Origin of the sequence: Xenorhabdus cabanillasii, from assembly GCF_003386665.1 — a bacterium.
Classification (GTDB): Bacteria; Pseudomonadota; Gammaproteobacteria; order Enterobacterales; family Enterobacteriaceae; genus Xenorhabdus; species Xenorhabdus cabanillasii.
This window is the reverse complement of record NZ_QTUB01000001.1, coordinates 3,677,388-3,690,066: the sequence shown is the minus strand read 5'-3', so window position 1 is coordinate 3,690,066 and position 12,679 is coordinate 3,677,388. Positions and strand designations below refer to the sequence as shown.

At 40.3% G+C, this 12,679-nt stretch carries 13 protein-coding genes and 1 pseudogene; 9 read left to right on the top strand and 5 right to left on the bottom strand.

The features are described 5' to 3' along the window. Positions 1 to 29 precede the first annotated feature (29 nt). Complete coding sequence (locus BDD26_RS16455) at positions 30 to 596, top strand: HutD/Ves family protein (RefSeq protein ID WP_232217387.1); 567 nt, start codon at positions 30 to 32, stop codon at positions 594 to 596. Between the two features lie 165 nt (positions 597 to 761). Here the strand turns inward: BDD26_RS16455 and BDD26_RS16450 are convergent, their stop codons facing one another. The 5 genes from BDD26_RS16450 to BDD26_RS16430 all read right to left on the bottom strand — a co-directional run bounded on the left by BDD26_RS16450 (position 762) and on the right by BDD26_RS16430 (position 4,684). Continuing rightward, complete coding sequence (locus tag BDD26_RS16450; protein ID WP_115827146.1) at positions 762 to 1,388, bottom strand: beta/gamma crystallin domain-containing protein; 627 nt, start codon at positions 1,386 to 1,388, stop codon at positions 762 to 764. Between the two features lie 375 nt (positions 1,389 to 1,763). After that, a complete protein-coding gene (locus tag BDD26_RS16445) occupies positions 1,764 to 2,126 on the bottom strand; it encodes a hypothetical protein (protein WP_115827145.1) in 363 nt (120 codons plus the stop codon). A gap of 44 nt (positions 2,127 to 2,170) precedes the next feature. Next, positions 2,171 to 2,479 carry a hypothetical protein gene (locus tag BDD26_RS16440; RefSeq protein WP_038260195.1) on the bottom strand — a complete coding sequence of 103 codons (309 nt, stop codon included), beginning with the start codon at positions 2,477 to 2,479 and terminating at the stop codon, positions 2,171 to 2,173. A 384-nt stretch (positions 2,480 to 2,863) separates the two neighbouring features. After that, positions 2,864 to 4,054: an L-2-hydroxyglutarate oxidase gene (lhgO, locus tag BDD26_RS16435; RefSeq protein ID WP_038260191.1), complete on the bottom strand. Its 1,191-nt coding sequence runs from the start codon at positions 4,052 to 4,054 to the stop codon at positions 2,864 to 2,866. Positions 4,055 to 4,141: 87 nt separating this feature from the next. Further along, entirely contained in the window at positions 4,142 to 4,684 is a 543-nt protein-coding gene (locus BDD26_RS16430; RefSeq protein WP_115827144.1) for a DUF3394 domain-containing protein, read from the bottom strand. A 379-nt stretch (positions 4,685 to 5,063) separates the two neighbouring features. Here BDD26_RS16430 and BDD26_RS16425 point away from each other — a divergent pair, with 379 nt between their 5' ends. From BDD26_RS16425 to BDD26_RS16390, 8 genes and pseudogenes are all read left to right on the top strand, one after another. After that, a complete protein-coding gene (locus BDD26_RS16425) occupies positions 5,064 to 5,900 on the top strand; it encodes an alpha/beta fold hydrolase (RefSeq protein ID WP_115827143.1) in 837 nt (278 codons plus the stop codon). Positions 5,901 to 6,401: 501 nt separating this feature from the next. Further along, positions 6,402 to 6,536 carry a class II D-tagatose-bisphosphate aldolase non-catalytic subunit gene (locus BDD26_RS16420; protein WP_425330430.1) on the top strand — a complete coding sequence of 45 codons (135 nt, stop codon included), beginning with the start codon at positions 6,402 to 6,404 and terminating at the stop codon, positions 6,534 to 6,536. Positions 6,537 to 6,692: 156 nt separating this feature from the next. Next, a complete protein-coding gene (agaV, locus tag BDD26_RS16415) occupies positions 6,693 to 7,175 on the top strand; it encodes a PTS N-acetylgalactosamine transporter subunit IIB (RefSeq protein ID WP_038260187.1) in 483 nt (160 codons plus the stop codon). Between the two features lie 26 nt (positions 7,176 to 7,201). After that, positions 7,202 to 7,993: a PTS N-acetylgalactosamine transporter subunit IIC gene (gene agaW, locus BDD26_RS16410; protein ID WP_115827142.1), complete on the top strand. Its 792-nt coding sequence runs from the start codon at positions 7,202 to 7,204 to the stop codon at positions 7,991 to 7,993. Then, complete coding sequence (locus BDD26_RS16405; protein ID WP_038260184.1) at positions 7,983 to 8,870, top strand: PTS system mannose/fructose/sorbose family transporter subunit IID; 888 nt, start codon at positions 7,983 to 7,985, stop codon at positions 8,868 to 8,870. Before agaW ends, BDD26_RS16405 begins: the two co-directional genes overlap by 11 nt. Before the next feature lie 9 nt (positions 8,871 to 8,879). After that, positions 8,880 to 9,329: a PTS galactosamine/N-acetylgalactosamine transporter subunit IIA gene (gene agaF / locus BDD26_RS16400; RefSeq protein ID WP_115827141.1), complete on the top strand. Its 450-nt coding sequence runs from the start codon at positions 8,880 to 8,882 to the stop codon at positions 9,327 to 9,329. A gap of 42 nt (positions 9,330 to 9,371) precedes the next feature. After that, positions 9,372 to 9,461: pseudogene (locus BDD26_RS19795) on the top strand (class II fructose-bisphosphate aldolase); the annotation flags it as partial. Between the two features lie 478 nt (positions 9,462 to 9,939). Next, positions 9,940 to 12,675: an amino acid adenylation domain-containing protein gene (locus BDD26_RS16390; protein ID WP_170140420.1), complete on the top strand. Its 2,736-nt coding sequence runs from the start codon at positions 9,940 to 9,942 to the stop codon at positions 12,673 to 12,675. Positions 12,676 to 12,679 lie beyond the last annotated feature (4 nt).

The following is a 12,679-nucleotide window of genomic DNA, read 5'->3' as shown; positions in this document are numbered from 1 at the left end:
AGTAAGAGTCGTGAAAGGGGAGCATGAGAATGAAATGTTTCGATTATGCAACGTTATCAAGAGAACAATGGGCTGGAGGGATCGGGGAAGTAAGGGATATTGTTTGCTGGCCGGTTGCTGATGATTTCGCTTGGCGTGTCTGCTTCACATCTATTCATCAAAATGGGGCACTGGGGCAATTCCCCGATGTTGATCGCTCCATCGTATTATTGAAGGGAAAAGGCATTCGTTTAACCAGTCCGGGTTTTCTGGAACATGAGCTGGTGAAAAAAATGATCCCCTTCCATTTTTCCGGTGATATTCGGGGGCATGCTGAACTGTTGGATGGATCTGTTCAGTGCTTCAATATCCTGACTCGCCGTTCCTCCTGGGTTTCTGAAATTTCTGTGGTGACTGCTGAACGTCGCTTACCGACATCTCACAGCGGAGTGCTGTATGTTCTGAAAGGGCGTTGGGAAATGTCCGGCACAAATTCTGTCCAGCTTGCTTTTGGGCAAGGCGCATGGTGGTTGCCGGAAGATATACGGGAAGGGGCGATTAAACCATTAGTGGCAGACAGCCAGTTGTTGTGGGTGGATTTACATCCGAATGAGTAAGTATTAATGAATTTTTTATTATAGCCTGTTTGGCGATATTAATTCGAACCGGAGTCATTATCAATAAGCCCCTTTTCAGGGGCTATATTAAAATTACCCACTATACCCGTCGTCTTTCAAGTTGCCTCTTGAAATCCATAGGGTATATACAAATTTTTTTTCCCTTTACTCATTGCGAGGAAATTCTTCCAAATAGAAATTAAAATGATAACTGCTGGCTTTTTCAAACCGCATATAGGATGGTTTTGTGTCATCGTAAGTAACAATATCAAGGTCAGTGCCATTATATTTAAAATAAACAGCACCTTGAGTTACCACGATATTCTGATAATTAAATATGGCTACGGAGGTAACATATAGTTGCCCGTCTTTTGGTATCAGACCAACGACTTCATAGTCGCCATCTGAATAACAGTTCACCGCATCAGGAATGGTATAAGTCTGGATATTTGCCCTAAATACCTGATCTATTCCTGACTCGTTAAGCAATTTTATTGCCAGCAAATCACGGTTTGACGGAGATACAATAAACTTTGACAAACCTTGAATATCACTAATATCAGCCTGGCTTGTATCCCATTCGCGATAAATTTGTCCGGCTTGACTATCACTGCCATGCCGCCAGGCAAAAACTATTGACTCCAGGCCAACTTTGACAGAAAGAAATTTATCATTCAGTGGAGTGCCTATTAAATTTACTTCTGTACTGCTTTCTGGATATTGATAAGAACTACCAGTGTAATCCTTTTGGGTATAAAATATAGCACCATTGGCGAGTTGAGATTTAGACATAATAGATATTCTCCTTAAATTTATTGCAACAATGCCAAACTAGAATAAGGAGGAATAATTATGTGTCAAGGTGGTAGGTGACTCTTATATTGAGCTATGGTTTTAAAAAATATTTATTTAATTTTAGATATATTGAAATTAATAAATAAGATTGTTTTTATTTGACAAGGTTTATTGTTATTTGGATCCTATTCCAATAGGTTTTTATTCCACACAATCAAACCACAACATTTACACCCAATATCTGGGTGTGAGTCTTTTATTGTAATGGAGTGATGAATAATTCTATGATAAAAAGGTTTCATTACTCCATTATATAGTTAAAACTTATTATAATAATTTTAATATATCATGGGTGTGATATTAATATGTTGGTTATCTTCCCGATAACCGAAAATTAAAAGTCGGTGTTGATCCAGGTCTGAGTGGAGACGGAATTAACATAATGTGACCAAAGTTGTTAAATGTTCTATCAATGCCCATCCCCTGTTGAGATACCTGATAATACAGCTCTATGTAGTCTTTCGATTGTAGCGAAGGATCATTTTCAAGGGTTAATCTAAACATTATTGCAAATATTTGTACAGGAGTATCTTGTGTTTCTGGTAAAATGTTTGTGGAGCTCATAGGTTTCATTATCATTGTTTTTGGGTTTTTGCCTCCTTTCAGATATATATTTGTATAAGCGTAATAATCAGTAGAATTAGTTAATAGCCTGTCGGAAGGAATATCATACATTTTATAATCTCCTATTAGTTGTGCCCAATAGAATTATATCGTAATTAATAATAACCAATTGAAAAAAGAAATTGATTTTTATCAAAGAAAAATTGTAAATTATCGCGATTATTAATTAAATGAAATAGATCAGAATTTTTATCTGAGACAATGTATGACTGCACAAAATAAACTTCGGGTATGTTTATATGAGGTTGTAATAAGCCAATATAATGGTAATCAATATTTACTGTCATTATTTGGCCAGGTTGAATTGTTATCCGAATGTTTTTATTTGGAGGATCTACTTTAGGGTCTCCACTAATGGTTATAGTTAAAGGCACTCCTGTTCTGTTATAAAGGTTTTTATACATAATGTTTCCCTTAATAATGAAGGATAGAGAGTTTAAAATATGAGAAATACGTCATAAAGTATATTTCATAAAATAATTGTTTGTTATTTTGTATTTATTAAACAATAATACAATTATTTTCTTGTATATTTAATAGGTTAATTGTGGTAATTAGATTTTAAATATTTATCTATGAAAATTACAATAAAATTTATTGGGTTTTTATCTGTTTTAATTAAATAGATAGTAAACATGATAGATTGCGATGATGATGCTCTTACTGCTGTGAGAATGCGATGGATGCAGGCGAATAGTCTTTCAGATAAATTATACTAATTAGTAATTGACCATTTCAGTAAGCGCAGGGTGATTTTACTGTGCGCTTACTTATGAACAGCCAAACACTTAAATTTTTTCAAAATATTGTCTTACAATTTCTCTCCCAATTTCAAACGATGCCGTAGCGGCTGGTGAAGGGGCATTGCAAACGTGCAGTGAGCGATGGCCCTTCACAAAGTGGAAATCATCCACCAGTTTGCCATCAACTGTTAATGCCTGGGCGCGAACACCTGCTGACCCCGGTATAATATCTTCGGGCTGTAAATCAGGAATGAGCTGACGGGCATTATCAGTAAAAAGCTGGTGTGAACATGAACGGCGTATTTCTGCCATGCCTTCACCGAAATAGCGTGTGGCAATTTTCCAGAATCCTTTGTAAGTCAGTACCTCCGTCAGATCCCGCAGGCTGAAATCTGTTTTATGATAGCCTTCACGCTTAAATGCCAGTACTGCATTAGGGCCAACATCCCGTTTGCCATTGTACATGCGTGTGAAATGAACACCTAAAAACGGAAAATCAGGATTGGGGACAGGATAAATCAAGTGATTGACCAAATAGTTTTTACTGCTATCCAATACATAATATTCACCCCGGAATGGCACAATCTTCATACCAGTATCGTAGCCCGCCAGCTTAGCAATCCTGTCGCTGTGTAGCCCGGCACAGTTCACCAGCCATCTGGCCTGATAACTGCGTTGTTGAGTCTGTACCTCAACATAATTACTATGTTCACGGATAGCTTTTACCTGTTGTTGGCAGTGAATATCTCCGCCCCTGGTTTGTATGATCTCAGCCAGTTTTGCTGCAATTTCAGGATAATTCACGATCCCCGTATCCGGCACCAAAATTGCTTCCAGTCCATTGACATAAGGCTCACGTTCTTTCAAAGCAGCTTGTGATAACCGACTGACATTAAGATCGTTTTGTAAACCTCGGTGATAAATATTTTCCAATAAAAGGAGTTCTTTTAATTGGGTTGCAACAATAACTTTGCCGCAGCGGTCATAATATAAGCCATGTTCTTGGCAAAACTGATATATCGTCCGATTGCCTTTTTTCGCCAGACGCGCTTTCAGACTGCCGGGGGGATAGTAAATGCCAGAATGGACAACATTGCTGTTATGACCACTCTGATGAGCAGCCACATTCTTTTCTTTATCCAATACCAGCAGGCGTAAGTGTGGATGATGTTCTTGCAGGGCATTGGCAGTACCAAGCCCGACTAATCCTGCACCAATAATAATAACGTCATACATTTTTACTTTGCCTCTTTAATTGTGTTTTCTCAATTGGCTTCAAGGTCATGCTTGCTGCTATTGCCCCGTAATGCTGTCCGGTATTGTTTATAGCGCAGGAGATGAATACCACCTGATAACACAATCAGCATTACCCACTAAATCTGTCCATATACCCGGCTTGATTAAAAGAATAGCGGCAATAGTGAAGAGGACTCTTTCCAGCCAGTGGGCCTTAATCATCCAGAAGTTGGAGGTTGCGATAGAAAGAGAATAAATACCAATTAATGCCGTCATTATCATGTAAAGAATGGACAGCACATTCAAGTCATTGCCTTGCATCAATAATGCGGGGTTGTATACCAAAATAAGAGGGATGATAAAGCCGGGTAAAGCCAGCCGGACAGCTCTCCCACTGAGTGAACTCGTCAGGGCAGAAGAAATAACCGCAACTTGTGCGGGCCCGCCACGGCGACGTCCGGCGATTGCCAATGCTAAGTCATTGAACAGTGCTGTCGCGCCACTGACACTCAAAAATGAACCAAACAGGATAAAGACAATGATCGCGGTTGATGCTGTTGACAGAGTGATTAAGGTAAGAACAGCAATGGACGCTGAAATATAGAGAATAGAGATAGATGTCACAATCATAAAATTAATCGTTTCTTCACTTATTATTGTAGAAATTTGAACAACATCACGTCTTTATTCCGCACAATTAATTCCATAGTTAATTACTATTTTTCATAGTAAAAATATTTCATATTGGAACACGGCAGTTATTGAAAGAATCAATCTGGTAAATTCAAAAATAATAATAATGAATTTATAAAGTTGTTATTCATTTAAGAATCATTGAGAAAAAAAATCAGGTGTATGTGAATGTTAATAATTGAGAGGGGGCAAAAAATACCGTAGTGTCATGCCATTAGTATGTAAGACATAAAGGTATCAAGATAAAATGCAATAAGTTACTGTATTTTTAGCAGAAAAATTACTCTGCTATTCACTCATCAGGAGAGATAAAATCATGGCTGCTGCACACACTGATATTCACTACTATGATATATCCACCCGTTATGCTTGTATTTCAGTATTAGATACTGGCGGTAATCGGCTCCCGGTTCTTTTAATACATGGTAATTCAAGTAGTAAAGAGATATTTCGCCATCAGATAGAATATTTTAAAAAGGATTATCGGGTTTTAGCTCTGGATTTACCGGGACATGGTGCATCTTCTAATGCCAGTGATCCACGTCAGACATATTCAATGCCGGGTTATGCCCGCACCGTTATTGAAGTACTGGACAACCTCGGAATTGACAGAGTGGTTGTTTTTGGTTGGTCATTAGGGGGACATATCGGGCTGGAAATGCTGGCACTGTACCCCAAAATGATTGGGCTGATGATTTGTGGTACACCCCCTGTGGCTGCGGGTAAAGAAAATGTCGCACTTGGTTTTCGTCAAAGCGAGCATATGGGGCTTGCCGGGAAAGCTGATTTCACTGAAGAAGATGTGAAGAATTATGCCTATCAAACAGTGGGCGTTAACGCTCCTCATGAGCCGTTTATCCTTGAGGCAGTAGCAAGAACAGATGGTTTGTCACGCCAGTATATGTTTGAAGCTTTTACTTCCCCACAGGCAACAGATCAGAAGTTATTGGCTGAAACAAGTAAAATACCTTTGGCTATTGTGAATGGGGCAGGTGATCCTTTCATCAATGCCGAATATGTTGAAGGTTTGAATTATCAAAACCTTTGGCAAGATCAAGTATTTAGTTTGGTCGGAGTGGATCATGCACCGTTTTGGGAAACACCAGCCAGATTTAATCCGATATTGTCTGATTTTCTTTGTGATTTCCAGTAACATCGATTAGTTAATTGAAAATATTGTTGGCTGGGAAATTTATGAGAATGTAATAATTTCCCCAGCCTCATATATCTTTTTTTCATCTTTACAGATGAGCTTTATCATTTTTTTCCTCACCACGATTTATTCTTACTTACGATAAATAGAATAATATCTTTCTGTATATCATCACAGGCTTTCTAATCCATCGGATATCACACTTATAAACATCCGACTGAAAGTTATCGGAAAAAATTATCTTTTGTTTAATAATGAAACAAGAGTACTTTACTCGCGTTTTATTAAAAAAATAAACTTTTAATCAGGATCACAGTTTCGATGGATTTCCTTTGTTGTAATGCTTGGGTGTTATTAATACCAATGCTTAATAATTTTTACCCGTCATTTCCTGCTTATTATTATTTACTCTGCCTATTTTCCATAGATTCCAGCAACGGCAGAGCTTAAAAAATGACACTAAAACTCAATGTATTTAAGGTATTGGAGACATGAAACATTATGCAATCGCTATTACAGCTTATCCGTTGCCATAAATCTGGTGAGTCGGTTGGAATTTACTCTGTTTGCTCCGCAAATCCCTGGGTATTGTACGCTGAGGCCTGTGAAACAGAGACAGAAGGAGCTGTGTTATGACCCCCTTTTTTCCTTATTCATCCCGGTGGCTGGCAGAACATCAGGCATTCTCGGCCTGTCTCCTGATAATCCATGCCCGACAGGTGAAGTTAATCGTGTGGTAAAAGGCGTTCAAATTTATCCCTACACTGAATCAGAAAAGTAACAGGAGTTAGAATGTCTACCCCAAATATTCTATTGACCCGTATTGATAACCGCTTGATCCATGGACAGGTTGGTGTTACCTGGGCTAATTCACTGGGTGCCAACCTTGTTGTAGTAGCGAATGATGAAGCAGCAAATGATCCTGTTCAGCAATCGCTTATGGATATGGTGATGTCTGATGGTGTTCAGACCCGCTATTTCACTCTGCAAAAAACTATTGATGTCATTCATAAAGCTGCGGAGCGCCAGAAAATCTTTATCGTCTGTAAAACACCACAAGATGTGCTGACGCTTGTAAAAGGCAATGTACCAATCAAATTTGTGAACGTTGGTAACATGCATTTTTCAGAAGGAAAAACTCAGATCCATAAAACAGTTTCTGTTGATAAAAGTGATATTGACGCCTTTCGTGAACTGGAAAAACGTGGCATTCCCTGTGAAATCCGCCGGGTGCCAGACGAAGCAGGTGAAAATATTGCTAGTCTTCTGAAATAACGTCTTCTGAAATAACGGAGGTGAATATGTTCATTGAAGCGCTTTTAATCTCAATATTGGCAGGGATTGCAGGGATTGATCTGTTCAATGGATTGACACACATCCATCGTCCGATTGTTATCGGGCCGTTGGTCGGATTAATTTTAGGCGATATTCAGACCGGTTTACTGGTTGGTGGTTCATTAGAACTTGTCTGGATGGGCATGGTGCCGCTGGCGGGTGCCCAACCGCCCAATGTTGTTATAGGGGGGATTATCGGAACAACTTTTGCCATTCTCACTCAGGCAGATCCCAAAGTCGCGATTGGCATTGCAGTTCCTTTCTCTATTGCTGTTCAGGGGTGTATAACACTGCTGTTTACCATTTACTCACCGATGATGCACAAATGCGATCAAATGGTCAGAAAGCTCAATTGGCGCGGGGTTGAATGGGTAAACTATTTTGGTGTCATTATCCTGTTCTGCTTCTATTTCATTGTCTCTTTCTTACCTATTTATTTTGGTGCAGATACTGCCAGAGTCATCGTGCAGAAAGCACCACAATGGCTGCTTGATGGTCTTTCTGTTGCTGGTGGCATGATGCCTGCTATCGGTTTTGCTCTGTTGATGAAGGTCATGATGAAAAAGACCTATGTGGCTTATTTCATCCTCGGTTTTATTTCTGTCACTTTCCTGCATTTGCCTATTATTGCTATTGCGCTAGGTGCATTTGCGATTGCATTAATTGATTTCTTTAACCGTACCCGTAACGACGATGGTAATACGCAGGGTACGTCATCCCAGTCAAATTCACCGGAGGAGATGCAAGATGGCATTTAATACATTGGATAACACAGCGTCCGAAAAAAACGGTGCGAATACAGAGCAAGACAGCAGTACGGTAGATCGTGATGACTATGTTGATACGACCCCGGCGGAAGATTTAACAAAGCGCGATATCAATGTTATGGCTCTGCGTTCTCTGCTGTTACAGGCTTCTTTTAACTATGAACGCATGCAGGCGGGAGGCTGGCTCTACACACTGATCCCGGCACTGCGTAAGCTGCATAAAAATCCCGATGATCTGGCAAATTCCATGAAAATGCACATGGAATTTCTTAACGTCCATCCATTTGATGTCACTTTTCTGTCCGGTTTAGTACTGGCGATGGAACGCAGTAAGGAAAAACTTTCTACCATCCGTGCTGTAAAAGTTGCTCTGATGGGGCCATTGGGTGGGATCGGTGATGCACTGTTCTGGCTGACCTTATTACCGATCTGTGCGGGTATCGGGGCATCATTAGCACTGCAAGGCAGTGTCCTGGGGCCAATTCTGTTTCTGTTGATGTTTAATATTGTACATTTTGCTTTGCGTTTTGGTTTGGCGCATTACGGTTACCGTACCGGCACTAAAGCCATAGCTATGCTGAAAATCCATACGAAAAATATTTCTCATGCAGCGTCAATTGTTGGTATGACGGTTATCGGTGCTCTTGTTGCTTCTTATGTTCATCTTTCGACTCCTCTTGTCATGAAAGCCGGGGAAGCAAAAGTCGCACTGCAAACAGATGTACTCGATAAGCTGATGCCTAACTTACTCCCTCTGACCTTCACATTGCTGGTTTACTGGTTAATGAAACGTGGTTTTTCGCCAGTGAAGCTGATAGGGATTACAGCCGTGTTTGGGGTTGTTGGTAAATTGATCGGAATTTTATAAGGAGAAAAAATGTTAGGTATCGTAATAACCGGGCACGGAACGTTTGCCAGTGGCTTGCTACAGGCGGTAGAGCAGATCATTGGTAAACAGCCGGGATGCATTGCCGTTGATTTTCCTGACGGAATGACGACAGAGCAACTGTATCAAGCGTTGTACATAGCCAGCAAAGTGTGCGACTTGGGGAAAGGAGGCGTTTTCCTGACGGATCTGTTAGGCGGCTCTCCTTTCCGTCAGGCTGCACAGTTGGCTTTAACACATCCACAATTAGTTTATCCGCACTGGCAGGTGATCACGGGGACTAATATGCAGTTGGCTGTTGAAATGATGATAATGCGTGATGAGATGAACACTATTGAATTTCGTGACAGGGCTCTGGAGTGTGGTCGTCGCGGATTGACCAGCCTGTGGCATGAACAGCAGCAGTCAAAACAGGCACTGCCCGACGTTGACGGCATCTAAGACGATAATAAAGTGATAGCAGGGTAAGAATAAGGTAATAGTATGATGTTGATCTCTAACAGTAAAATGTTGAAAAAAGCACAACGGGAAGGTTATGCCGTTCCGGCATTCAACGTACACAATCTGGAAACAGAATATCCTGATGCCAATGACCCACGAAGATATATTACACCGGGTAAGCTGGCAATGCAGAAAGTTGTGGAAAATAAAATCATTATCTGTGGTAGTGCAGGCCGGATATAATTTTATTTGCTTAATATTTGGATACATCATTTAGTCGTGTTTCCATTATTTCTATTATTCCTATTATATAGCGTGATATTTGCCTAATAACATATGCCAGTCTGACAATGATGATGAAAAAAAGAGTTATGAAAATAATATTTTCTATTATAGAAAGATTATTTCGATATTATTAATCTATAGCTGTTTTATCAATGTTAATATTATCCGGAGGCAATTTATTTCTATTCACAACTAATCTATTCATAATTAACCTATTTACAATAAACAAAGGGGTAACTAAAAAATGAAGGACAGATATTTGCGCAGAATAATGTGCTGATTACCATGAATGATAGTCAGTTTATGGAATAAAAGGAAGATAACTATGCGTGTTGAATCATTGTCAGAGCGTCATTCAAATCATTCCGTATTTTGTTGTGTGCATGAACTATTTGAGCAGCAGGTAGCGAAAACACCGGATGTTATTGCCATAAGATTTGGTGAGCAATCATTGTCTTATGATGAATTAAATCGTAGAGCAAACAGATTGGCCCATTATATCCGCCGGCATCACCATCATGATGGTGAAAAAATTTCTCCGATAGGTATTTGTCTTGAACGTAGCATTGATACGATTGTTGCGGTTATTGGTGTTTTAAAAGCCGGAGCTGCTTATGTCCCGATTGATCTGAGTTATCCTATTGAGCGTCAATCCTACATTTTGACCGATTCTAATGTCTCAGTCGTTATTTCCCGTGGAGATATTGAATTATCATTTCCTGAAACTATCGCATGTATTGATTTAGCTCAGTGTGATTTTTCCGACAGTAAAAAAGAAAATAGCAATAGTGATAGTTGTGACATAGAAAACTTGACGGTAGCTTGTACTCCTCAAGATCTCGCTTACTTAATTTATACCTCAGGTTCGACAGGAAAGCCTAAAGGGGTTTGTATGCCTCATCAGTCGTTGATGAATATGCTGGTCTGGCAAATTCATCAGCAAGGCGATTATTTCGGTAAAAAAACGTTACAATTTTCTCCACTAAGCTTTGATGTCTCATTTCAGGAAATATTTTCAACTTTATCCAGCGGTGGTGAGTTAGTGTTGATCTCCAATCACTTACGATTGGATCAATTGGCTCTGGTTACGTTTATTGCAGAACAGCAGATTGAACGAATATTTTTGCCTTATGTAGCATTAAATGGTTTGGCAATGGCGGCGATTGCACAGGAATGTTATCCAGAGAGCCTTATTGATGTGATCACGGCGGGGGAACAATTAGTTATTACCACAGCTATCAGGCAATTTTTTCAGGCATTGCCCCATTGCCGCCTGCATAATCACTACGGCCCATCAGAAGCACATGTCGTGACAGCTTACACTCTGGAAGGCAAGGCAGAAGAATGGCCGGTTCTGCCTCCTATTGGCGCACCGATTGATAATGTTGAAATCCATCTGCTGGATACCAATAACTGTGCTATTAAGGATGAAACACCGGGTGAACTGTGTATTGCGGGAGCACAACTGGCTGAGGGTTATCACCAGCGCCCGGAAGAAACCGCGGCTAAATTTGTCAATATTGCGGTCAATAGTGCGCCTCCCAAACGCATGTATCGTACCGGTGATTTAGCGAAATGGCGGCAGGACGGTTTGCTGGACATTCTTGGCCGGATGGATTTTCAGGTCAAAGTACGGGGTTATCGCGTTGAACTGGGTGAAGTTGAAGTGCTGTTGATGAAACATCCGGCTGTACGTGATGCTGTTGTGCTGATACAAACCGCGCGGGAGCAAAGTGAAAGTTCAGAAGACAATCGTTTGATTGCTTTCGTGATTATTTCAGAACGTGCTTTGCAGCATCATTCACAGAGTAGTGTGAAAGAGAGCATTCAGCAATTCATGAAAAGAGTGGCTCCTGATTATATGCGACCGGCAGCCATTGTTATTGTCAATCATTTTCCTTTATCTGCCAGCGGCAAACTCGACCGCAAGGCTTTTCCGGTTATTGCTATTGGAAAGCTTAAACAACAGGATTCCGCTCCGGCAAAAGAGGGGATTGAAAAAACACTGGCTGAAGTATGGAGTGAATTGTTCGGGGTTAAAAAGGTCAGCAGACATGCTCAGTTCTTCAATCTGGGTGGTAATTCACTGTCAGCTATAAAAATGGTACAGGAATTACGTCGTCGCGGATTGATGGTGGAAGCACATATGCTGTATCAATATCCTGTATTGTCCGAATTAGCCGTTTATTTGCAGGCTTACAACTCAACAGATATCGACTCCAGTGGGATGGAATGCCCCGAAATGACAGCATCTTTGTTAAAAGATGATAAACCGTCTTCAATTCCATTCGATGTGGAAACATATTTAGGCATTGATACTGTGACAACCCAAGCGTGGCAACTGTTACCGGAGAATTTAAATAATCAAATACGCCAACAAGCTAAAGTACATGCTGTCAGTGTTGCTGCAATTTTTTATTTGGCCTGGGGCAAAACAATGGGTTGTCTGGTTGGACGTAATGACGCTGTTTTTGGCACGGTTTTATCGGAGCATATGTTTGCAGGCGCCGATACTAAAAATGGGGCAAAGCAATTTATCCACATAATACCCATTTATATGCGTCTGGATAATTTGCCTGTGCTTGAGTGCCTCTGGCTTGTTCAAGACAATCTGGCACAGTTGGTTAAACATCAGAAAATATCGCAGGCACTGACTTTGCAATCGTTACAACAGCAATTATCACAATTGTCGGGAGCTGCACCATTATTTACTTCATTATTCAATTATTGTCATAGTGAAATACGTAACATCTCTCCGGCAAAACCATTATTAGCAGTAACACCTGCTGGTGCTGAGCTTTTCAGTAGCGCTGGTATTGTGGAACACCCGGATCACCCGATTTACATCAGTATTGAAGATATCGGCGAAGACTTTGTGATCCACAAACAGGCTGAACAGGGGATTAATCTTGAACGTGTCAGTGACATTTTCCAAACGATATTACAGAAAATCGTTACTGCTCTGGAAAGTGCGCCGGAGAAAAAAATAGATCGTATTAACCCAATTACCGGTAATTCCGATTATTTTCTGACGAACTTAACGAATAACCAGATTAACTAAAGGC